This is a genomic window from Azoarcus sp. CIB (assembly GCF_001190925.1).
GTDB lineage: Bacteria > Pseudomonadota > Gammaproteobacteria > Burkholderiales > Rhodocyclaceae > Aromatoleum.
This window is the reverse complement of sequence record NZ_CP011072.1, coordinates 5174368-5196752: the sequence shown is the minus strand read 5'-3', so window position 1 is coordinate 5196752 and position 22385 is coordinate 5174368. Positions and strand designations below refer to the sequence as shown.

General features: G+C 71.9%; 13 protein-coding genes. 1 reads left to right on the top strand and 12 read right to left on the bottom strand.

Translation table 11 applies throughout. The features are described 5' to 3' along the window. Positions 1–205 precede the first annotated feature (205 nt). The 10 genes from AzCIB_RS23290 to AzCIB_RS23245 all read right to left on the bottom strand — a co-directional run bounded on the left by AzCIB_RS23290 (position 206) and on the right by AzCIB_RS23245 (position 18896). Positions 206–3640, bottom strand: a complete 3435-nt coding sequence (locus tag AzCIB_RS23290; protein WP_083447112.1) for an eCIS core domain-containing protein — start codon at positions 3638–3640, stop codon at positions 206–208. Further along, complete coding sequence (locus AzCIB_RS24945) at positions 3621–5921, bottom strand: eCIS core domain-containing protein (protein ID WP_050418081.1); 2301 nt, start codon at positions 5919–5921, stop codon at positions 3621–3623. Before AzCIB_RS24945 ends, AzCIB_RS23290 begins: the two co-directional genes overlap by 20 nt. Continuing rightward, positions 5918–7969 (bottom strand): ATP-binding protein, encoded by a 2052-nt coding sequence (locus AzCIB_RS23280; RefSeq protein WP_050418080.1) that lies wholly within the window; start codon positions 7967–7969, stop codon positions 5918–5920. The genes AzCIB_RS24945 and AzCIB_RS23280 overlap by 4 nt, the downstream gene beginning before the upstream one ends. Continuing rightward, positions 7966–8460 carry a hypothetical protein gene (locus AzCIB_RS23275; protein WP_050418079.1) on the bottom strand — a complete coding sequence of 165 codons (495 nt, stop codon included), beginning with the start codon at positions 8458–8460 and terminating at the stop codon, positions 7966–7968. The genes AzCIB_RS23280 and AzCIB_RS23275 overlap by 4 nt, the downstream gene beginning before the upstream one ends. A 154-nt stretch (positions 8461–8614) precedes the next feature. After that, positions 8615–9616, bottom strand: coding sequence for a hypothetical protein (locus AzCIB_RS23270; RefSeq protein WP_050418078.1), 1002 nt, complete (start codon positions 9614–9616; stop codon positions 8615–8617). 4 nt (positions 9617–9620) lie between these two features. Next, positions 9621–11525: a hypothetical protein gene (locus AzCIB_RS23265; protein ID WP_050418077.1), complete on the bottom strand. Its 1905-nt coding sequence runs from the start codon at positions 11523–11525 to the stop codon at positions 9621–9623. Beyond that, entirely contained in the window at positions 11522–13264 is a 1743-nt protein-coding gene (locus AzCIB_RS23260; RefSeq protein WP_050418076.1) for a hypothetical protein, read from the bottom strand. The genes AzCIB_RS23265 and AzCIB_RS23260 overlap by 4 nt, the downstream gene beginning before the upstream one ends. Positions 13265–13282: 18 nt before the next feature. After that, positions 13283–15799: a coiled-coil domain-containing protein gene (locus AzCIB_RS23255; protein ID WP_050418075.1), complete on the bottom strand. Its 2517-nt coding sequence runs from the start codon at positions 15797–15799 to the stop codon at positions 13283–13285. Between the two features lie 11 nt (positions 15800–15810). Continuing rightward, positions 15811–16749, bottom strand: coding sequence for a hypothetical protein (locus tag AzCIB_RS23250; RefSeq protein WP_050418074.1), 939 nt, complete (start codon positions 16747–16749; stop codon positions 15811–15813). A gap of 194 nt (positions 16750–16943) precedes the next feature. Then, positions 16944–18896, bottom strand: a complete 1953-nt coding sequence (locus AzCIB_RS23245) for a phage tail protein (protein ID WP_232299305.1) — start codon at positions 18894–18896, stop codon at positions 16944–16946. Between the two features lie 58 nt (positions 18897–18954). On the opposite strand from AzCIB_RS23245, the gene AzCIB_RS24790 reads away from it, so the two are divergent. Further along, positions 18955–19533 carry a hypothetical protein gene (locus AzCIB_RS24790; RefSeq protein ID WP_232299304.1) on the top strand — a complete coding sequence of 193 codons (579 nt, stop codon included), beginning with the start codon at positions 18955–18957 and terminating at the stop codon, positions 19531–19533. Between the two features lie 106 nt (positions 19534–19639). On the opposite strand, the gene AzCIB_RS23240 is transcribed toward AzCIB_RS24790, so the two are convergent. Together AzCIB_RS23240 and AzCIB_RS23235 are read right to left on the bottom strand one after the other, a co-directional pair. Beyond that, entirely contained in the window at positions 19640–21112 is a 1473-nt protein-coding gene (locus AzCIB_RS23240; RefSeq protein WP_232299303.1) for a putative baseplate assembly protein, read from the bottom strand. A gap of 878 nt (positions 21113–21990) precedes the next feature. Next, positions 21991–22380: a GPW/gp25 family protein gene (locus AzCIB_RS23235; RefSeq protein ID WP_050418073.1), complete on the bottom strand. Its 390-nt coding sequence runs from the start codon at positions 22378–22380 to the stop codon at positions 21991–21993. Between the last annotated feature and the right edge of the window lie 5 nt (positions 22381–22385).

Sequence of the window (22385 nt, the reverse complement as noted above, 5' to 3'; positions counted from 1 at the left end):
GTATCGTAGTATGTTACAGATTATCGGGCAAGCCGAGCTGGGGAGTTGATTGCCTCGCGCGACACTCGCGGAGAGTGAGATTCGTCGTTTGGGTGGCGGGATGCGCTTTGCTTCTCCCGCCCTACGGGACGCCTATTGGATACGATATCGCGCAAGCCGAAATATGGCAAAGGCATGCTGCGATCTTGTCCGGGTGAGCGGCGGGTCAGAATATCTGCGCCCCAAGCTGGTCGACCAGCGCCGCGGGATCGACGTCCGGCACTTCGAATTCGAGGTCGTCGAGCGACACGTCGAAGGGTTCGCCTTCGCGGTAGGTGACGGGGAAGCGCACGCCGAATTCGAGCCCGGAGCCGAGTTCGACGGCTGCGAGTTCGAAGCGTTCGTCGTAGAGGCTGGCGCCGAGTACCGTGACGGCGACGTAGCCGGAGACGTCGAAGCGGAAGCTGGGTTGGGCGTGGAGGGTGGCTTCGGCGTCGATGGCGAGGCCTTGGGAGGGCATCCAGTCGATGTGCACGCTGGCTTCGGCGGCGCCGTTGATGCCTAGCGCGCCGCCGATCTCGAGGCCGCCGGTGGCGCTGGCGCCGGTGATGCCGAGGCCGACGCCGGCGCGGGCGGCGAGTCTTAATCCCGCTTCGGCGGGGACGTTGAGGTGGGCGTCGCCGGTGACGTGGGTGTTTTCCTCGTGCGAGGGGTTGTATTCGATGCCGACGCGCAGCTGGTCGAGCGCGCCGGGGCCGATGCTGGCGTTGGCGCTGAGGTTGCCGCCGACTTCGGCGACGACGCCGGGGACGATGGGGATCTGGGTCGACATGCCGAAGAGGCGCTTGTCGTATTCGAGCTTGGAGAAGATCTCGAGCGAGCTGGGCAGGGCGATTTCGCCGGAGACGGTGATCTCGCCGTTGGGGTCGAGGCGGAGTCCGGCGGTGCCCTGCAGCCACGGGGCGATCTGGATGGTGGCGGAGCCGCTGCCGTAGACGATGATGGGGGCGTCGGGGCCGCTCGGGGGGCCGCCGGGGTTGCCATCCTCGCCGATGCTGCGGTTGGTGGCGCCGACGGTGATCTGGCCGGAGAGCATGCCGCGCTCGAAGGCGCCGCTGAACTGGGCGTCGAAGGCGCCGTCGTCGTAGGTGACGGTGAGCTGGGAGTCGAAACCGGGGATGGCGGGTTCGGCGGTGCCGGTGGCGGAGACCTTCCAGTCGCCGTCGGTCTGCGCGCATTCGACGTGGATCGAGCCGGAGCGGATCGCGGGGTTGGCGGTGAGGGCGACGTCGCCGGCGATGTTGAGGCCGTTTTCGCCCTGCGTGATGGCGATCGAGGCGGCGCTGACGCCGGGCACCGAGAGTTCGGCGCTGCCGTTGAAGGCCCAGCGGCCCTCGTTGACGCTGACCGTGGCGGTGGCGCTCTTGATGCCCTTGATCTTGTCCGGGGTGTCGATGCCGATCGTGCCTTCGGCGCCGAACTGGCCGTTGCGCCACCAGGCGCTGACGCGGGCGCGGTCGAAGAGCGAGCGCTCGAAGGTGAAGCCGCCTTCGAACTGGACGCCGCCGGCGGTGGACACCGAGGCCGCAAGTTCGCCGCTGCCGACCCCTTCGATCGAGTAGATCACCTGGCCGCCCAGCCCCAGGCCGCGCGCGGTGGAGTAGAAGACGTTGACGTAGGCGTCGTCGATGGTGGTGCGCGGGATCGGCAGGCTGATCTGGTCGGGCCCGTAGTCGAGCGAGAAGGTGATGTCCTTGCCGCGCAGGCGCACGGTGATCGGCGCGTTGAGGAGGGGGATTGACGGGGTCAGCGTGCCGTCGGCGGAGAGTTCGCCGTCTTCGGTCGAGATGCTGGTGAAGCTGACCGGGCTGAGCTTGGCGTATTCGAGGTTGAGCGCGGGGAGTGCCGAGGGGTAGCCGCGGTATTCGCCGTCGCCGGTGAGCGAAACCGTGACTGTCGGGGTTTCCGGTTGCCAGTCGGCGGGGAGATCCCATTCGGCGGCGAGCGAGCCGAGCGGGCCTTCCGGGGTGCCGGTGTTGTCGGTGAGGTTGATCGCGGTGATCTTGAGGCCCGCGAGCGCGCGCGCCTGCGTGCGGCTGATGCTCGGCGCGGCGCCGGGGCTGTGGCGGAAACGGCCGACGGTGATGCCGCCGGGGCCGGCGCTGAGGACGAATTCCCCTGCCGTGCCCTGGGTGTCGGCGTCTTCGGCCGCGTTGGGCGGGCTCGCGGTGCTGAGCGGTTCGGCTTCCTCGATCTCGGTCTTGGTCCACCACGCGGAGGCGCCTGCGGCGGAGCCTCCGCCGGTGGCGGCGACGCTGGTGAACGCGACGTCGTGCTGGCGCAGGAAGCGGCCGCGGTCGGGCTTGGGGTCGAAGGTGTCGAGGAAGGCGTCGACCTTGCGATAGATGCCGCTGCGGATCGTGCCGCCGGAGCTGCTGTTCGACGGTTGGTCGAGCAGTTCCATGTTCTCGGGGCTGTTGCCGACGCCGGAGCCCATCTGGCCGGAGACCTGCAGCTCGACGATGTGGTCGACCTGGAACTGGGCGACCTTGCGGCCGCGACGGTCCCAGTCCGGGATGCGCAGCATCGTCTGCAGCTCGGACAGGCGCTTCGACATGAGCCGCGCGCCGCGGTGCGGCTTGAGGCGGATGCGGCCGTTGGCGTCGGCGGGCACGGGGATGTTGCGTTCGCCGAGGCGCGCGCGGATCGCGTCGGCGCCGACCTGCGCCTGGCTGTTCCACACCGAGCGCTGGTCGGCACCCTCGCGGCCGTAGCCGCGCACGCGCTTGAGGTTGCCGGCGCCGGCGAGCCCGCTGTAGAGCGGCAGGTGGCGCGACTTTACCGCCGGGATCTCGAGGCGTTCGAGCGCGGCGAGCGCGGCGGTGGTGCGGTCGGTCTCGTGGTACCTGCTGGCCACGGCCGGTTCGATCGCGCGCGCGAGCACGGCGGCGGCCTGGCCGTCCTGCTGCACGACGTGGGTGAGTTCGTGCGCGAGGAGGCGCTGCCCCTCGGCGGTGTCGGGGGCGAAGGCGTCGGGCGCGAGGTAGATGTCGCGCCCGGACGTGAAGGCGCGTGCGCCGAGCGCGGTGGCGAGGCGCGCGGCTTCGGCATCGGTGTGGATGCGCACGTCGGCGAAGTCACGGCCGAAATGGCCTTCGAGCATGCCGCGGGCGTCCTGCGGCAGCGGTTCGCCGCGGCCACGGCGTTCGGCGACGCGGCCAGCGGCGTAGGCGGGCAGGGTCGCGGCGGACGATGCGGATGCGGGTGTCGCACTTGTCGTGGTCGCACTGACCGAAGGCGTTGCTGAGGACGCCGATGGGGAGGCGGACGATGTCGGGACGGTGTCGCTGTCGCCGGAGGTCGCCGGGCTCGGCGCAGGGGGGGCGGCCGCGGTCGGTGTGGGGTCGGGCGTGGCGGGCGGCGCGACGGCGTTGGCACGCTGCTCGGCTTCGCGCTCGATGCTCTCGCCGGGCTGGCTGACGCGTGCGGGAGGCGTCGCGTAGGCGGGGAGTGCCGGCGGCGGCGCGGGAGTGGAGGCCAATGAGGCGGCCGGGGACGTGCCCTGGGCGCGCGTGTTGGCGCTGCGCGAGGCCGCGCGCGGGCTTTCGCGCGCCGGCCGTTCGCTTGGCCGGCGGGCGAATTTAGGCGACGGCGCTTCCATTGCCGTCCGCGGGCACGGGGCTGCCCGGCGGGGTCCCGGGGGTCGGCGGGTTCGGGGTCGGCGTCGGCCAGTCGCCCTTGGGTGAGGGGGCGCCGCATTCCATCGCGACCTGCCACTTGGGCTTGTGCAGGCCCAGCGACCACGGCGACTGGGCGGTGACGGTGGTCAGTGCGTGATGGAAGGTGGCGTAGTGCTGCGGCCGCACTTCGGTGCCGAAGGACATGATGCCGCCGTTGTGTTCCTTGATTGCGCCGGGCAGATGGACGCCGTTGGCGTCGGTCATCGCCTTGGTCATCGCGTCGTGGTCGACCGGATCGCCGATGCTCGTGCCGCCGGTCACGTACTCGTCATCCACGCCGAAGGCGTGCCCCCATTCGTGGGCGGCCGTGATCATGCGCTCGCCGCCATCGACGATGAGGTCCGCGCGCTGGTCGGTGGCGCGCTTTGGTTGGGTCTGGTCGGCTTCGGTTTCGCCGCGCGGCGTTATGGTCACGCGTGTGGCGGTGTTCGCGAAGCCGTTGTTGGCGAGGTAGTCGCGTACCGCGTTGGCGCGCCGTTCGGAGAGGTCGAGGTTGTACTTCTCCGTACCGGCGGCGCTGGTGTGGCCGACGATCTCGACGCGCACTTCCTGATGCGCGGCATTCCCGACTGCGCCGTTGAAACGCGCGATGAATCCGTTGAGCCGGGCGACCGCGGTCCCCGTCAGCACGTCCGAGTTGTAGCCGAACTCGACGGACTGGCGCAGCAGGTCGTATTCCTTCGGCCCGGTGGTGGTGCTGGCGAGCCGCACCGTCTGGTCGGCGGGGTCGGCCTTGCTGCCCGACCCGACTTCGTGCGAGATGTCGAAGGTGCGCAGGCTTTCGCCGGGGGGCGTCTTGAAGATCTCGGCCGTCATGTGGTCGCCGGCGGCCTTCGCGCGCCGGCCGATGTCGAGGGCTACCTGCACTTCGGCGCCCAGCCAGGTCCAGCGCGGCTTGTTGAGGAAGAAGCTGTGCTTGCCGCCCCACGTGGATTCGATCAGCGACTTCAGGTTGGCCAGCCAGGGCGCTTGTTCAGCCGGTGTCCACTGGTAGAGCGACAGCAGCGCGCTGCGCACGATCGCGACGGGGATTGCGTTGATGCGGGCGGCGAGCGCGGTGATTTCCGGCGTGGCCGGGAGGTCCGGGTGAGGAGCGACGACGCCCGCGTTCTGCACCAGGGTGTCCTTGAATTCGGCGGCGACGCCCTGCTTGATGTCGAGCACGCCTTCGCCTTCGACGGCGTCGGGGCGGTACTGCGCGTCGAAGCCGCCGAAACCCGCCGCGCCGACGATGCCCTTCGGCGCGGCCGGGTAGGGGCCGGCCTTGGCCCATTTCTCGGCGTTGTCGAGTTCCTTGTTGCACGCGGCCATCGGGTCGGCGGGGTCGCCGCCGCCGCCGAAGAGGTCGTCCCAGAAATCGCGCTGCAACTTCGGCGCGGCGCTTTGCGGGCCGCCGGCTTCGGCCTGCTGGCCGACGTGGGTGAGCTCGTGGGCGAGGAGTTCGAGGCCGGCGTCGCTCTCGGGGGCGTAGCTGCCGGCGGCGAAATACACGTCGTTGCCGACCGTGAAGGCGCGCGCGTGCATCTCGACGCACATCGCGTCGGCCTCGGCGTCGGTGTGGATGCGTACCGCGGAGAGGTCGCGGCCGAGCTGGCTTTCGAGCTGCGCGCGCAGGTCGGGGTCGAGCGGCGCGCCTTGGCCGCGGCGGGCGGCGATGCGCTGTTCGGTTTCGGCGGGGGCCGCCTTGCCGGCGAGCGCGTCGGCGCCTCCGCCTTGCTTCGCTTCGCCCTTGCCGGTCTCCGCGCCTGGCGAGGCGGTCGGTTTTTCTTCGTTTGCCGCGGCGCGCATCAGCTTGGGCGATAGGACTTCCTTCTTCGGCGGGGTGATCGCGGGTTCGAGGCTGCCGCGCGGCGCGTTGCCGCCGCAGGCAGGGCAGGCGCCGGAACCGTTCGCCGGGGTGCGCATCGCGCGGCGCACCTGGCTTGCGACCTGGTCGGCTTCTTGCTCGGCGGTGTCCTGAGGATGGCTCACCGCGAGCTTGGCCTGCAGGTAGCCGGGGGCGCCCGCGGGGGATTGCTTCGCGGCGCCGGCCTCGCCTTCCTTGCCCTGCGGCTTCGCGACTGAATCCGCCGGGGTCTCGCCGGGCGTCTTCGTGTCACCCGCCGTCTTCCCGGTCGGCTGCTTTTCGGGTGTCACGCCGGGCGTCTTCTTGTCGGAAGCGGGCGCGGTCTTGCGCCGCAGGCCGGAAGCGAGGCTGCTCATGACGTGGCCCGCGCATGCATCAGCTGCGGTGGCGGGGTGCGGCCGATCTTGCGGTATTCCTCGATCAGCGCGGCGACTAGCTGTTCGGCGGCGATCGGGCGGGTGGTGTCGCCGGCTTCCTTCCCGGCCTCTGCGGGGTCGAGGGCCGCCGCCTGCAGCACGGCGTTGCGGATGTGGCCGCCGGGCAGTGTGCAGTAGCTTGCGAGCTGACGGCACAGGGCGGCGTCGGGGGAGCGCTGCCCCAGGTGCGACTGCCAGATGCGCAGGCGTTCGGCCACGCCCGGCGGAGGAAACTCGATGATGGCGTCGAAGCGGCGGGTGAAGGCGCTGTCGATGCGGCCGCGGTTGTTACTCGTTAGGACCACGATGCCGGGGTGCTGTTCGATGCGCGTGAGCAGGAAGTTGGTGAGCATGTTGGCGTAGCGCTCGCCGGTTTCCTTGCCTTCGCCGCGGCGGCCGAAGAGGGCGTCGGCTTCGTCGATGAGGAGCAGCACGTCGAGCGCGGCGGCTTCGTCGAGGAGTCGCCCGAGGTTCTTTTCCGATTCGCCGATGTACTTGTTCATTACCGCGGAGAGGTCGACGCGGAAGAGCGGCGCGCCGAGCAGCGTCGCCAGCCGGCTCGCGGCGAGCGTCTTGCCGGCGCCGCTTTCGCCGCAGAACAGCGCGCGCACGCCGGGCGCGGGTTCGGCGAGGCTGGCGCCGAGCCCGTCCGAGAGGGATTCGCGCTGGCGGCAGCGGGCGACGAGGGCGTCGAAGCGTTCGAGCAGTTCGTCGGGCAGCACCAGCTCGTCGGGGCCGATTTCGCGCGTGACCGGCTGGGCGAGCTGGCGCAGGCGTTCGCTGCCGAAGCCGGCGCGGGCGCGGCGCAGGTGGGCGAGGCCGGGTGTTTCGCCGCGCACCCGGGCGTCGAGGCGCACGCGTTCGGCCAGCGTGTGTACGGTGGGGCCGTCGAGTAGCGCGTGGCCGGCGAATTCAATTGCCTGCGCGTTCACCTGCGCGTTCGACTGCATGTCGCCGGGTGGCTCGTCGTTCGCCGCCAGTGCGGCACGCCAGGCGCCGCAGCGTTCGTGGGTGGAGAGCGGGGGCAGGTCGATCTCGACCAGTGCGGGCGCTTCGATCGCGCCGTCGCGGCCGGTGACGAGGAGCAGCGGCACGGCGAGCGCGGGGTGCTCGGGCAGCACATGGCGTTCGCCCGGACCGAGCTCCAGCGCGAGCACCGGCAGCCAGCCGGCGTAGCGGCACGCGGCGGCGAGCGCGGGCTGGCGCGTCCAGATGGCGGCCTCCATCTGCAGCGGCGGACGGCCCACGGCGGCGGCCAGCCGTGCGGCGGCGGCGAGGCCGGCCGCGCGCGCACCGCGGAACACGACGTGGCGGGTGGTGCCGCTGCGCAGCAGGGTGGCGAGCGAGGGCAGTTGGTCGCAGAAGCTCTGCGGCAGCACCGCGTCGCTGACCGGCAGCGGGGCGGTGTCGCGCCAGGCGCTGGTGTCGCCGCACAGTAGCGCCCACAGTTCGGGCGCGACGGCCAGCGTGCGCGTCGGCATCGGGCCGTCGCCGACCACGTCGAGGACGCCGGCGCGCACGAGGCGGTGGTTGGGGAGTGCCAGCGGCGGCAACTGGGCGCCGAACAGGGCGTCGCTTGCGGCCGCCACGAGGTGCAGGCCGGGGCGCAGCGCGCCGGGCGACTGCAGTTCGGCGAGCGCGAGGTTGAGCAGGTAGCTCGATTCGTTCTCGCCGCACAGCGCGAGCGCGAACCATTCGTGGAGCTGCAGCTGCAGGTCGGCGAGCAGGCGCCCGAGGGGGCCGCGCAGGTCGGGGGCGACGCGCGCAAGCGCGACGCAGGCGGCGTGCCAGTCGTCGCGCGGGGTGTCGAGGAGGGTCGCGAGGTCGTCGCCGGCGTGGCTCGCGGCGAGGGCGTCGAACACCGCGGACGGAGCGCCAAGGCTCAGCTTCGCGAAGTGAGCGATGCCGGCGTGGACGAAGGCGCGCGACAGGCGGGCGCCGTCGAGCCGGGGCGCGGACTGGGGGTGTGGGGTCGCGGGTGCGTTCATGACGGGAAACCTCCGCTGTCGTAGTGGAAGCGCACGACGCGGCCGAGCCAGGGCAGCCAGCCGGGGTCGAGGTCGAGGCCGGTGCGGCGGATGTCGAGGTGCACGTCACGGTGAACGTCACTGAGGCGCAGATGCACGTCGAGGTGGCTGGCAGTCGCGCGGATGCGCGCGGGGCGCTCGGCGAGCGCGGCATGCAGGGCCGCTTCGCCGTAGTGGCGCAGCGCGGCGTGATGGACGGGGGCCGGGTCGGCGCCTGCGGGAAGCGCCGCGAGTGCGGCGGCTGGGTCGCCGTCCGTTGCGAGGTCGCAGGCCGCGGCGAGGAAGGCGGCGAGCGGAGCGTCCGGGGTGAAGTCCAGCCGGCGGGTGAGGCGGACGACTTCGCGCCAGCCGGCCTGGGGCTCGATGAGCGTCGCGCGCCAGTCGCGCAGGGACGGCAGGTTGAGTACGTTGAGCAGGAAGAAGAAACCGCCGCCGCGGGCGTGGAAGTCCACGTCCGCGGCGGGCGGAAGTGCCGCGGTCGAGGCCGCGGCGGAGGAGACTTGGGTGGGGGCGGGGGGCTGCGAGTGGGCCGACTCAGCGCCGGCGCGATTATTAACCCCGCAGGCAAATTGACGACGCCGGCTCGGGTGCCGTGTTCCTCCCCCTTCAAGGGGGGAGGTTAGGAGGGGGATGGGTTTCGGCGCCATCTGCTTGACCCATCCCCACCCCAGCCCTCCCCTTGAAGGGGAGGGCGCTACTACCTTGCCCCGCTGCCATCATCTGCTTGGTTGCTGGGTAATTAGAGTCGGGTGCGGGGCGTGCCAAGGTTTTGGCGGTGGTGCGGAGGGCTTCGCCGGCGCTTGCGGTGGCCAGCGTTGCGGGGGCATGCGTCCATAGTGCGAGCACGGCGTGCAGGACGACGCGCGGGTCGGACGGGGGGAGATCGGGGGATAGCACGGATCGTAGGGCGGATGAGCCGAAGGCCGAGTTTGCTAAATGCGCCGCCGTATGGACGGGTGTTGTCGATGTCGTTGCGGACCTTCCATCGACTGGCATACGGCGGAAGGCGCTTCGCTTTTCCGCCCTACGTTCGTGCAGGGTCGGATCGAGTGCGCTGGCGATGGAGTTCTGCCAGCCGGTGGCGCTGCCTATCGCTCCGAGCACAGTGTGCGCGGCCGCGGCGTCGAGGGTGCGCCACAGCGCCGGCAGGTGGATGCGCAGCGCGGGGCGGTCGAGCAGGGCCGGGAGCGCGAGGGCGTCCTCGGCGAGCAGTTTGGCGAGCGCCTCGGCCGCGGGGCGGGCGAGCAGGGCGGCACGGTGGCGCCATAGCCAGCGGTGCGCGGCGGTGCCGGTGAGGAGGTCGCGCACGAGGCAGGCGCGGTAGTCGAGCGCGTCGCGGAAGCGCACGGCCTCGGCGGCGTCGGCGGAGGGGCTCCAGGGGTCGGCGGCGCGGCGGGTGAGCTGTGCGGCGGCCGCGGCGGCGCGGGCGGGCAGTTCGGTGGCGGTGCCGCCGACGGTGACGCGGCGGACGACGACGATGGCCTCGTCGGCCGGCCAGTGCGTGCGCGCGAGCGCCGCCGGGAGGGTCGCGCGGGCGTGGTCGATTGCGCTGGCGGTGCCGCGCAGCACGACGCGGCCGATATGGAGGTCGTCACCGGCGCCGAACATCGCGTCAGCCCCGGTTCAGGCCGCTGATGCGCAGCGCGGTGTTGAGCACCGCGCCGGGGTTGCGCTCGACTTCGGGGTCGAGGATGGTGGCGACCGAGGCGACGGTGCCCTGGTCGTCGTGGTCGTCGACGCGCAGGGTCGCGATGACGCGCTGGCTGTCGTCGAAGAGCTGCAGCAGCGTGCCCGGCGCGGCTTCGCGGTTGAGGGTGAGGCGCAGCGCCTCGCCGATGCGGAAGCGGCCGGGGATGGTCTTGATGCGTCCCTGGATCAGCTGCCGCGGGTCGTCGCTGGCGGCGAGGAGCAGGCAGGCGCGCACGAGGTTGCGCATCGCGGTGCGGGCGACGCCGGAGGCGTCGCTGTCGAGCTGGCGGAACCACCACGCGACGAGTTCGACCAGCGTGCGCACGCCGTTGAAGTCGCGCTCCTCGGCTTCGGCGAGGCCGGGCCAGCGTTCGGGGGTCTCGACGGCGAGGCGGTTGGCTTCGGCCAGGGTGGACCACTGCAGCCGGATCGACGGGGCGATGGTGCGCAGGCGCGCGAGCAGGCAGCCGGCGGCGGCGTCGAGGCGCTGGTGCAGCGCGCGGGCGGGGTCGCGCAAGAGTGGCGACGGGATCGCGAGGAGGTCGTCGAGGGCGAGGATCGCGCTGCCCTGACGCTGCAGCTCGCTGAGCGCGCCGGCATTGAAGGGGCGGGCGGCGACTTCGCGCACCAGCGCGTGGTTCTGCTGCACGAGGCTCGTGAGGACCAGGGTGTCGGCCGACACGGCGCGGTTGAGGCGCAGCGCGAGCTTCTGGCGGCGCGTGTCGACGAGGCCGGCGAGGATCGCGCGCCCGGGCAGCAGGTGGCCGAGTGGGCGCAGGTTCGCCCAGTCGCCGGCGGGGATGTCGTAGACGGCTTCGATGAAGGGCGCGAGCGCGGCGGGCAGCGCGGTGTCGCGGTTGGCGCAGCCGGGGACGAGGTCGTCGGGGCTCGACGGGCGCAGGTCGAGCGGGTCGGGGAGGGTGCGGCCGAGCGGGGTCTCGCGCACCTTCACGTAGAACAGGCCGCGGTGGCTTTCGATGACGCGCTTGCGCTCGGCGTAGGCGGCCTCGACCTCGCGCCAGTGCTCGGCCAGCAGGCGCTGCGCGACGGCGTAGTCGTCGAGCGCCTCGACGCGCTCGCGTTCGCGCACGTCGAGCTGGCGGATCTCGCCGGGGATGTCGGTTTCGAGCGCGGCGAGGCGCGCGCGCAGGTCTTCGAGCGCCTGCTGGTGGCGGCGCCGCAGCGTGGTCAGCGCGCCGCGCAGGGCCTCGATCTTGCGGATGTCGTCGGCGACGACCTTGCCGGCGGCGAACAGCGCGGATTCGTCATTGTGTGCCGTGCCGTCGGGGCCGGCGTCGCCCGGGCGGGGAATCGCGAGGTCGAGCTTCGGGCGCAGCAGGAAGCCTTCGGCATTGTGCAGGTCGGGCGCGACCAGCAGGCGGAAGGGGCGTGCCTGAGCGTCGTCGTCGATGACGCCGAGGCGGCGCAATTCCTCGGGCTTCATGTAATCGTCGAGGAAGTCGCACAGGCGGTCGATCAGCGACTTCGCCTGGTTCTGGCGCGCGTTGGCCTTGTCGCGCAGGTCGAGCAGGTCGCGACGCACATTGAGGAAGCTGTCGCGGATCAGTTCGACGTGCGACAGCATGCCCTTGCCGGTGGTCGGCGCCTTGCTGAAGACCGGCTCGGTGAGCGGCTCCTTCGGCTGGGCCTCGAACTGCAGCGCGCCGAGGGCGGCGAGCGTGCCGGCGGAGATCGTCGGCTCCATCTGCACGGCGCCGGCGAGGTTCAGATTGCCCGCCGTCGCGTTGATCAGGGGCGTGTCGGCGGCGAGCTTCACCTCGGTGAAGTTCGTGGTGTTCGCGGTGAAGCGGTTGAACAGCTCGCTCATGACGGGTTCTCCGGCGTGGTCGCGATCTTGGGCACGAAGTTCGCCTTGGTGGTCCAGCGCACGAGCTTCGCGCCGAGGCCGTCGCCGGGCACGCCGCCCGCGAGCGCGCTGAAGGACACCGTCAGCGCGTCGAGCTGCTGGCGCTGCAGGCCGAGGAAGTCATTGACCTCTTCGAGCAGGCGGAAGCTCTTGTCGAGCGCGGCTTCGAGGTGGCGGATGTCGGCGCGCAGATCCTCGCGCTGGCGGAACAGGCCGTTGTCGCCGGGCTGGGTGTCCTCGACGACGTCGTAGTCCTCGGGCGCGGGATGCGGCTCGGCGAGGTGGCTCGCGTAGGGTTCGGGCAGGTTCGGGGTGCCGACCGCCGCGACGACATGGGTCATCACGACGGGTGCCACCGTCGCCGGGGGCAGGGTCTTGGCGCGGTCGATGACGAGCTTCATGCGGTACTGCTCGGGGTCGGGCGGCGTCTTCGTGATCAGCAGCGGCGCGCGCAGGGCCTGCAGCTGCTGCGCGGTGAGGCCGTGGAAGAGCGCGTACCACTGTTGCTTCCACGCCTGATAGGCGAGCGTCGCGGTTTCGGCGCGGCGGAAGAGTTCGTCCTCCAGCCGCAAGTCGCGCTGCGGCAGGTCGAAGAGATCGCGCCGGTAGTCGAGGTCGGGGATCGCCAGCAGCAGGCGGATGCGTTCGCCGAGGCCGTGGATCAGGTCGACCGTGCCGCGCGACAGCTCGTCGGCGACGACTCCTTCAATGGTGTTCGCAGGCACCGGCGCGAGTTCGACCTGCAGGTCGGCGGGCAGGAAGGCGAGCGTCGGCGTCTTGCCCGCGGGGTCGCGCAGCAGCGCCGCGGGGAGCGGACCGGCGGCCGGCAGGTAGTCGAGGCCCAGCAGCTCGCTGAGGGTCTGTGTCGGCACGTTGGGTAGCGGTGCGGGGTGCTCGCGCTGCCAGGTTTCGAGGGCCGCGACGGTGTGGGCGAGCAGCGTGTGCGCGGCGGCACCGGGCTCGGCGAGGAGCCTGCCGGCGCGCGGGTCGAACCACACCGGCAGCTTGCCGACGACTTTGACGAGGCCCAGCGGCACGGCGCCGGAGTCCTCGCGGAACGGCGATTCGCGCAGCAGGCGCGCGCCGATGCGGTTCGCGGCGCGGGCTTGCGGCATCGCCATCAGGCGCGGGTTGCCCGCGATGCGCTGCAGGCCCAGCAGGCACACGGTCTCGATGCGGCGCTCGCGCAGCGGGTCGGGCTCGGTGCGCGTGCAGGGCTCCTGGTCGGTCGGGTCGTCGATCGGCTCGACCGCGCTGCGGATCGTCACGAGGAAGAGGCCGTCGCGCAGCGGCGTGTCCTGGTCGCGCTCGGCCTGCGCGGCGAGGTCGGTCCAGGCCTGGTCGAGGGGGTAGAAGAGGCGGATCAGCTGCCCGGCTGCGCCGACCGCGAGACCCGGCTGCACGCGCACGCGGGTGTCGGCGCCGCTGCCGAAGAAGGTGCAGGGCAGGCCTTCGACGATGCCCGGTTCGAGGCTCGCGAGCAGCGGGGCGACGCGGTCGTCGACATAGGCCTGCAAGCGTTCGAACTCGCGCTCGCCGAGCGCCCGGCCCGGGAAGAGGTTGAGGCGGCGCGGGTCGTCGGGGCGTTTTTCCGGTTCGTGCAGGCGGATTTCCACCGGCACGCGCGGCAGCAGCGTCAGCGCGGGGCGCAGGGACAGCGCGGCGAGCAGGCTGGGCGACAGGAAGGACGTGATGGCCATGATGCGCTCCGTGGCGGATTAGCCGGCGACCCGCTTCCACAGTTCCAGATGCGTGCCCGAGAGGCCGAAGTTCTGCCCCTCTTCGAGGAAGAATTTCGGCAGGTCGATGGTGCCGGCGGCATCGAAGAGGCGGTCGCGGATCTTCTCGAACGCCGTGAGGCCGGCGCGTGCAATCGCGTGCATGCTGGGCCACAGCGCGAGGTCGAGGCGGCGGTCGGCGAGCCCGACGATCTGTACCGCGGCGATGCGCGCAGGCTCGTTGCCGCCGATCAGCGCGTCGGCGCCGGCTGCGGACTTGATGCCGGCGTCGTCGGCGCCGCGCGCGCGGGCGAGGCGTTCCAGTGTCAGTTCGACGGCGAGATTGCCGGCCTGGGCCGCTTCGAGCTTGAGTTTCCCGATCGTCGCGTTGGCGTTCGCGAGCTGTGTTTCGAGCGTCGCGACGCGGGCGCGCAGGGTCGCGAGTTCGTTATTCGCGGTGGCGAGCGCGTTCTGCAGTTCGGCGATGCGTGTGAGCGCGGCGGCTTCGCGGGCGAGGCTGGCGTCGAGCTTCGCGCGGGTGTCGGCGAGTTCGGCGCGGGCGGTTTCGAGTGCGGCGCGGGCCGCGTCGAGTTCGGCCTTCAGCTTCGCCGCCTCCTCGCGCGCGGCCGCGAGGTCGGCGTCGGTGCCGCCGGCCGCTTCGAGCTTCGCCAGCGCGTCCTTCAGTTCGGCTTCGAGCTGGGTGATGCGCCGCTGCGCCTCGTTGAGCTGCGCGGTGAGGGTGGCCCGTTCCTGCTCCAGAGTGGCGGATTTCGCGCGTTCGGCGTCGAGCGCCGCGGCGAGCTCCTCGATGCGCTGCTTGAGGGTCTCGTCGATGGGCGAGCTGGTCGTCTTCAGGCGCTCGATCTCGGCGCGCGCGGCGTCGAGTTCGGCTTTCAGCGCGTCGATGCGGTCGCTGGCGGCTTCGAGCGCGTTGGCGAGGATGGCGGCGTTGCGGTCGTCGGCCTTGAGTGCCTCGATCTCCTTCTGCGCCGCGTCGAGTGCGAGCCTGAGGCGTTCGATCTCGGCCTGCGCGTCGGCAGGGGTGCCCGTGCCGCCGGCGGCCGCGAGGGCCTTTTCCAGCTCCGCGATGCGCACCTTCAGGCGCGCGATCTCGGCTTCGAGCGCGGCGCGTGCCTCCTCGGCGGCGTCGACATCCTCCAGCGCGGCGTCGAGCTGTTCCTCCAGCGCCGCGGCATCGGGCGGCAGCGCGCTGCCCGGTGGCGGCAGCGTCATGCCCAGCGCGAGCACGACGGCGCTGACACCCGTTTCGGCAGTGCGTGGCGGGCGGCGCAGGTACATCAGCTCGGCCGGATTCACGTCGGCCCAGATCGCGCGCCACACGTCGGCGTCGGTGTCGACGCGGTGGATCGGGGGTTGCGGGAGGATGCGCAGGGCGAGGCGGTCGAGGCGGGCGAGCCGGCCCAGCGAGCGCGGCGTGAAGCTCGCCGGCGCTTCGAGCTGGCGCGCGCGCAGCGCGAAGGCGGTGTCGCTCATCGGCACCAGCACCATCATGTCGCAGTCGGCATCGCGTTCGAGATCGATCGGCGCGAGGTGGGCGGAGTCGGCGAGCACCGCGGCGAGTTCGCTGCGGCGCACCGGCGCGATGCTGACCTCGTAATCCTTGGGGAAGAACTGCTGGCGCCCGCCGATCGGGTCGATGCAGTCCTGCGGCAGCGGGCCCCACGGCGGCAGCACGCGGAAGTACTGGCTCGCCGCGAACGCACCACGCAGGCCCGCGCTCTGGCGCGCCGTCAGCACCGTCTGCATCAGCTCCTGGTAGTGGGTCGCGAGATCCTGCTGGATCGCGTTGGGGGTGTTCAGCGCGCGCTGCGGGCGGCGCAGGAGTCCGCGGTCGATCCACAGGATGCGGCCGCGCTCGACCGCGATCAGGCCCAGCGCGACGGCGTCGTCGGATGGCAGGGCGAGACGGTCGCCGCCGGAAAGGAGTTCGCGCGCGAGCGTCGCGCGCACCGCGATCTCGTCCTGGCGCGGCAGGGGCAGCGGCAAGGGCATCAGGCGCAGCTCGACCCCTTCGGCCCAAGCGGCGACGTGCGGCCGGCGCGGCGCGGCGAGATCCTTGGGGAAGGCCTCGGCGACGCCGTCGACGACCTCGGCGTGGGTCAGCGCCAGCGCGTACAGGCCGCGCGCGTAGCTGCGGAAGCGGCCGTCGTTGAGCGTCGCGATCAGGCCGCTGTTGAGGAGGTCGATCGTCAGCGGCGTGTTCGCGAGCTGCAGCACGCGGCCCGAGGGTGCGATCGCGATGCCGGATTCCACCCGCAGGATATGGCCGGACTGCAGGCTGATGTCCAGCCCGCGCACGATGCCGCTGCCGAAGACCTGCCCCAGTTCGAGCAGGCGTTCGTCGAGATAGATCTGGTCGCGGTTGAGGTCTGAGGCCTTCAGCAGCTGGCCGTCGAAGTAGTTCGTGCGCGACAGCAGCGGGTCGATGCTGGAGATACGCTCGCCGGCCGCGTTCGTGGTGCCGATCCGGAGCGGGGTGAAGCGGATGTTGGCCATGGCGGTTCCCTTTATGCGCGGATCAGCCGGGCGAGCGCGGCGGCGTTGAAGAGGAAGGGGCGCACGAGGTTGTCGACCTCGATGCGGCGCGGATTGACGATGAGGTCCGGCTCGGGCGCAGGCGGCGTGAGGCGGATCGCGATGCGTGCGAGGAGCGTGCGCGCGAGCACCGCCGGGTCGGTGAGGAAGGCCTGACGCGCGACCAGCGCCTGGTTGTCGTCGCCGAGCGAATGCAGCAGACGCGCGCCGAGTTCGAGCTGGGTGCGCGTGGCGCCGGCGGCGGCCTCGACCTGCGCGCGTTCGCGCTCGCCGAGATTTGCCTCGATCTCGTCATACGCTTTGATGCGGCTGTGCGCGGCGAAGAGGTGCTCTTCCTCGGACACGTCGTCGGGGCGCTCGGCGACGAGCTCGAACAGCACGCAGTCGGCGACGCGGGAAGGCTGCACCGGGTCGGTCCCGGCATTGACCTCGGTCGCGAGCACCGGCTGCAGGCCGCTCGGGCAGTCCTGGTAGCGCATCGTCACCTTCAGCCACAGCAGGTTGTCGGCCTCGGCGTAACCGTCGCGGATCAGCGCGCCCCACAGGTCTTCGTCCTCGTGCTGCGCGGTGAGCCAGGCGCCCAGATCGACGCAGTAGGGCTCGGGCACGCCGATCTCGCGCCCGAGGCCATCGACGCCGACACCGGGGCTCACGACGAGGCGCACGCGCACGTTGTCGGTGTCGTTGCCGGGATCCTCGGCGCGCAGGCTCACGCGCAGGCCCGCGACCGTGCCGGCGCCGTGCAGCCAGTAGCCGTGACGCGTCGCGCGGCGGCGGTGGTAGTCCTGCTCGGCGCGCGTCGCCTCGAGCCCCAGCAGCATGCCGGGTTCGTAGCTCACGCGCTTCAGCGCCTCCTCGAAGCGGCCGTCGCCGGCGAGGCTCGCGTCGCAGTTGTCGTCGGGCTCGCTCATGCCCTTTCTCCTATATTTGGGCAGCAATCACATCCATGAAGTCTGGTCGGGCACATTGTTCCTCCCCCTTCAAGGGGGAGGTTAGGAGGGGGATGGGTTTCCGCCACGTCGCTAAACCCCATCCCCACCCCAGCCCTCCCCCTTGAAGGGGGAGGGAGTCCCCGTGCCGCATTCACTCGACATCACATGGTCCTTTACGGCCCTCCGCTCGCAGTCGCGTCGATCGGCACGGCGTGCTCGGGATCGAGCGCGACCGGGTTGTGCAGCAGGTCGCCGCGGCCGAGGCGGGTGCGGTCGAGCACCACGCGCCGGGGCGGCGGTTGGGTTTCCAGCCAGGTGTCGATGCCCAGGAGCGGCGACAGGCCCAGCACGAAGGGGTGCTCGCTGGTGCGGATCGCCCATTGCACGGTCGCCGGCACCAGCGAGGGCAGCGCGTCGCGCACGACCGCCGCGAGGCTGCGCGCGGGGCCGTGCAGGATCACCGTCATGCGCCGCGACGCCTCGTCGAAGAAGCGATCGACGACGGCGGTTTCGCCCTTGCGTTCGGCCACTTCCGGCGCGAACAGCGCGAGAAATTCGCGCGCCTGGTCGTCCGAGAGGATCAGGCTGTCGCCGACGATGCTGTTGCCGGAGAGCCCGGTGCCCAGCGTCAGCGGGTGGTCGCGGTCGTCCATGTCGATGCCGAGGATCGTCGCCATCGTGCGGCGCAGGCGGAAATGCTCGACCGGGATCACCGCGCCGCGCGCGACCGCGCCGTCGGTGAGGATGTCGAGCGCGAGGAGCAGGCCGCGGTAGCTGCCATGCGTCTGCTGCAGTGCGCCCTGCGAGGCGAGCCAGCGGCGGCGGCGCGCCTCGGGCCAGTGGCGCGGCAGCGTCGTGCCGAGCATGCTGGCGAGCCAGGGCAGGCGCTCGGCGGGTGTTGCGGCGGGGTCGAGCAGGATCTCGGAGGCGGCGACGCGGTCTTCGAGGGGCGTCAGCACCCCCTCGAAGCTTGAGAGCAGGCGTTCGCGCAGGTCGGCGCCGTTCGCGGCGACCGGCTCGGCGTCTTCGAGCGGCAGCGGGCGTTCCTGCTGCTGGAAGTGGTCGGGCAGGTAGTGCGTCTGCCACGAGAAGCGCGGGTAATACACGCGCAGCGCAAAGATCGCCGGGCTGTGGCGGCCGTCGCCGTGCATCGTGATGCGCAAGCGCAGGTAGCGCCCGCGCACTTCGCGCACCGCGCCGTTGCTGCGCTGGATCAGCAGCTCGTACAGGCCGGCGTGGTCGTCGTGATCCTCGCCCTGCGGCGCGCGGCCGGGTGCGAAGGGGAGTTCGGATGCGCGCGGCGTGAGCACCGGCTGCGGCTGCGCGATCCATTCATCCGGCAAGTCGTTGCGATCGTCGCCCGCCTGCACGGCGATGTCGATGCGGCAGCCGGGCGGGATGCAGGCGTCGAGGCACAGGCGGTCCCACAGCGTGTCGGGCATCGCCGAGTCGAGGATCTCGGTCAGCGTGACCGTGCCGCGCGCGGCGAAGTGCGCCTGGGCGAGGCGGTAGAGGCGGATCGGGCCGTCGGCGGTCAGCGTGCGCGGCGCGCCGTCGCGGTGGCGCACGAAGCGCACCGCCGCCGGCAGCGCGGCTTCGGAGCGGCGCGGCCAGCGTTCGGCGACCAGTTCGGCGGCGGTCTCGTCTTCGTCCTCCGGAATCGACAATAGCGGGCAGTCGCGGCGCTTGCCGCGCTCGGCGCCTTCGTCGAAGGGCAGGAGCAGCAGGAAGCGGCCATCGCCGAGCGCGGCGATGTCGGTCGCCAGGGGAAGACCATCGGGCAGCTCGTCGGGCAGGCGATGCACGCGGAAGCCTTCCGTCGGGCCGGATGCGAGCGGGCGGCTGAAGACCTGCATGCGCGGCGCGTCGGCCGTGCTGTCGGTCGCTTCGCTCAGCACATAGAGGCGCTCGTCGTCGCCCGCGAGACCCAGCAGCCCGCCGTGCGGCGGCAGGTCGATGTCCCACGCGAGGCGCAGCGGGTCGGGGTTCGCCTGCAGCGGTTCGAAGCGCTCGGGGCGGCCGACGTAGGGCTGCGGCAGCGGCGCGCCGACGGCGAGGCCGAGGCGGGTTTCGCCCAGCACCCAGATGCGGTCCGCGCCGGCCGTTCCCCCGCTTGCAGCCTCCACCCACGCGCGGCGTGGCGCGAAGGGGCAGCGTGCAGCGCGTCTGCCAGCGTCGGCGCAGATGCACCGCGGTGAGGCCGTTATCGGCACCGCCGTCGCTCCACGGCAGCGCGACGAGGCCGCTGCCGCCGAAGGCGAGGTCGGTGAAGCGGCCGGCGGGGGCGTCGACCGGGTCGAGCACCAGCGCTTCGAGGTTCGGCGCGCCGGTCTCGGCGTCGTCGAGCGCGGCGAGCACGGGCTGCCAGTCGGCTGCGGCGCTCGCCGGCCAGCGCAGTGCGCATTCGAAGCGAAGTCCGTCGTCCGACAGGCGGCCGAGTTGGCCGTGGTCGTCGAGGATGAAGGGGGTGGCCGCGGCCAGCAGTTCGCGCGCACGTGCCGGCGGCACGGCCGGCAGGCGCGGCGCGTCCTGGCGCGTCAGCGTGAAGGCGCGCTGCTCGACGTCCCAGCTGCACTGGCGGCTCGCGTTGCGGAAGTCCGACGCGCCGTCGAGGAGCAGCAAGCGGGTGCCGTTGCTGTTCATCGGGCGGCTCCCGGGGGGGCAACCTGCACCGCCGGTGCTGGCTGGACCGCCGTGTGGCGGGATACGCCTTCGGCTCCTCCCGCCCTACATTCCGTGCCTGCGACGCGCATGACGAAATAACCGATCCCGTAGGGCGGGAGGAGCAACGCGTATCCCGCCAATCCACCCCTCGCGATCCGCGTAGCGGTCGCGTGGCTATATTCGAGGTGCATCGTGCCCATCGTGATCATCCGCTCAGCACAAGTCCGGAATCACCGGTACCGGCACGGCGCGCGGACCGTCGTCCGTCGGGCGGCCGGGGCCCGAAGCCGCGCGGCGGCGCGGGGCGGTCCTCGCCCGGGCGGATCGCGACCGCCATCAGCTCGGGCAACTGGAAATCCAGCAGCGGCAGCGCCTGCGCGCCGGTGAGCTCCAGCCACAGCGGCGGGTTCTGCTGCTGGTCCCGGTAGAAGAGGCGCAGCGCGTTGACCGCCTCGACACCCTCGACGCGGCCCGCCTGCGTGCGCAGTTCGTTGATCTCGACCGCCTTGCCGCGCGGCCATCCCGCGCCGCGCGGGCCGCCCGGCGGCAGCGCCCACAGGTAGCGCAAGAGCGCGCGCTCGACTTCGGCGTGCACCTGCTGCTCGGTCGCCGGATCGACGACTTCGAGCGACACCGCGACGGCGACCGGCACGAACTGTGGCGACAGCACATACAGCTCGGTGCCCAGCATGCAGCGCGCCGAGAGGTAGTCATGCACGTCGGTCAAAAGCCCGGCGTTCGGGCGCGGCGCCGCGGCGAGCGCCTGCGGCGCGGGTGGCATCACGAACACCGCGACAACGCCGGGAATGTTGCGGCGCACGGCGGTGAGGCTCGCGCCGGGGAAGAAGCCCGAGACGGCCTCGGCACGCGCGACCGGGTTGATCGGGTTGTCGCGCGCCAGCACGCCGAAGTCCTCGGCCGTGACCGCGCGGTCGCGGTGGCTGAGGAAGGCCGGGATGCGGCGCTCGGCCTCGTCCAGCGTCTCGGCGTCGACGCCGCCACGCGTCGGCCATTCGTGGCGCAGTGCGAGGCGGGCGCTGCTGCCGTGGATCTCCTTGATGCTGTCGGGCGGCAGGTTGCCCTGGCTGCCGCCGCCGTGGCGGTAGAAAACGGCGCGGATGCGGGCGTTGGCGGGCGGGCGCTTGCCGCGGATGCCGTCGCCGAAGCGCACGCTGCCGCTCGCCGCATCGACGACGAAGACGGTGTCGTCCGGCCCGCTGCCGGCGAAATGCGCGACCCGGGTCCAGGGGCGGAAGGCGTTCAGCTGCTCGACTTCGACCGCGACGCTCGCCGCGTCGACATCCGCATGCGGCAGTTCGAGCTCCTGGTCGGGGCGGCCGGTGCCGCTGCCGAGCACGATGTCGCGCGCGATGCCCTGGCCGATCACGTCGACGGCGTTTACGCCGAGGTAGCCCAGCGTCAGGTTCGGCTCGTCGGCGCAGGAGACGCGCAGCAGAACAGCAGCTGGCCGGGGCGCAGGTCCGCGGGCGCTTCGGGCGGCGTGTCGCCGAGGCCGGCGAACTGCGGATCGAGGGCGGCGGTCGCGCGCAGCATGTCGGCGTTGCGCGGCAGGCGCAGGCGCGCGACGCCGGTCTTGCGCCCGCCGGCCGAGCTGTCGGCGACGACTTCGAGCGGCAGGTACTGCACGTTCTGCGGCGCGTCCTCGGGGTCGGGCCACCACGCGAGCTCCCAGTCGAGCTTGCGCGGGCGCAGTCCCGTCGCGAGCTGGCCTTCGAGTTCGGTGAGCGGCGCGAGGCCGACGTTCAGCACGATGCCGGCGAGCTCGCGGCGCACGAGCTCCGCCTGTGCGACGAAGGCGGGCTTGGCGAGGCAGATCCCGAGGTGGAAGGCGCCGTCGCGCGTGCCGGCGGCGCTCAGCGCATCGTGGCCGGGCACCAGCGTCAGCGGGCGGAACGCGGCCGGTTCGACGCCGTACTGCGCGCGCAGCTGGTCGAGGCTGATGCCTTCGGCGGCGAGCGCGGCCTCGTCGAGCGTGCGCTTGACCACGACGCGCAGTGCGAGCGGCGTCGGCTGGACTTCGCCGACGGTGCTGAAGCTCGTCGTGCCGGCCTTGAGCAGCGATTCGGTCGCGATCAGCGGCGGCAACGCCCTTCCGCTCGCGTCGATGCTGACGATCCCGGCCGAGGGCCGCGCCGGGCGCAGCGGGATCTGCAACAGGTTCAGGAAGGCGAGGCGCTGGCGTTCCGGGATCTGGTTCGCGCGGTAGATGACGGTCTCGGTGAGCCACGCGAAGAGATCGACCAGCGCATGCACCGGGTCGCCCGGCGCGAGCGGCGCCATCTCCGGCACGTGCCGCGCGAGGCGCGCCTGCAGCTCGGCGACCAGCTCGTCGAAGCGGCGGTCGTCGAGGTCGGGGACGGGGAATTGACCCAAAAGCGGTGCAGGAAGCGGCATGAGTTCGGTTCCCTCGTTACGTAGGGCGGAAAAGCGAAGCGCCTTCCGCCGCATGCCGATCGGAAATTCCATACGGCGGCGCATTGGCCACATTCGGCCTTCGGCTCATCCACCCTGCGATTTGCGATGTGCTCATCGGTCTCATCCCAGGTCCAGCGCCAGTTCCAGCGTCTCCCGGCCGCCATCGGCGAGCAGCCGGTAGCGCACCTCGAGATTCACGTGCGACAGGCGTTCGCGGTCGGCCACGACGCGCACCTCCTCGATCGTCACGCGCGGTTCCCAGCGCGTCAGCGCGCGCAGTGCGGCGTCGGCGATCAGCGCGCGCGTGGTCTCGTTGTTGGGGTGGTGGATGAAGTTGCGGATGCCGGCACCGAACTCGGGGCGCATCAGGCGCTCGCCGGGGCGGGTCAGCAGGATGTTGAGCATCACCTCGCGCACGCTCGCGTTGCCGCGCCGCCATGCGGGCCGCCCGTCGTCGGCGAGGCCGGGGAGCAGCGGAAAGCTCATCAGCAGGGATTCGGGCGTCGCCATCGTCG

Excerpts from the sequence above, each read along its gene's own strand:
- AzCIB_RS23290 (WP_083447112.1), bottom strand. The coding sequence starts at position 3,640 with ATGGAAGCGCCGTCGCCTAAATTCGCCCGCCGGCCAAGCGAACGGCCG.
- AzCIB_RS24945 (WP_050418081.1), bottom strand. The coding sequence starts at position 5,921 with ATGAGCAGCCTCGCTTCCGGCCTGCGGCGCAAGACCGCGCCCGCTTCC.
- AzCIB_RS23280 (WP_050418080.1), bottom strand. The coding sequence starts at position 7,969 with ATGAACGCACCCGCGACCCCACACCCCCAGTCCGCGCCCCGGCTCGAC.
- AzCIB_RS23270 (WP_050418078.1), bottom strand. The coding sequence starts at position 9,616 with ATGTTCGGCGCCGGTGACGACCTCCATATCGGCCGCGTCGTGCTGCGC.
- AzCIB_RS23265 (WP_050418077.1), bottom strand. The coding sequence starts at position 11,525 with ATGAGCGAGCTGTTCAACCGCTTCACCGCGAACACCACGAACTTCACC.
- AzCIB_RS23260 (WP_050418076.1), bottom strand. The coding sequence starts at position 13,264 with ATGGCCATCACGTCCTTCCTGTCGCCCAGCCTGCTCGCCGCGCTGTCC.
- AzCIB_RS23255 (WP_050418075.1), bottom strand. The coding sequence starts at position 15,799 with ATGGCCAACATCCGCTTCACCCCGCTCCGGATCGGCACCACGAACGCG.
- AzCIB_RS23250 (WP_050418074.1), bottom strand. The coding sequence starts at position 16,749 with ATGAGCGAGCCCGACGACAACTGCGACGCGAGCCTCGCCGGCGACGGC.
- AzCIB_RS24790 (WP_232299304.1), top strand. The coding sequence starts at position 18,955 with ATGCACCGCGGTGAGGCCGTTATCGGCACCGCCGTCGCTCCACGGCAG.
- AzCIB_RS23235 (WP_050418073.1), bottom strand. The coding sequence starts at position 22,380 with ATGGCGACGCCCGAATCCCTGCTGATGAGCTTTCCGCTGCTCCCCGGC.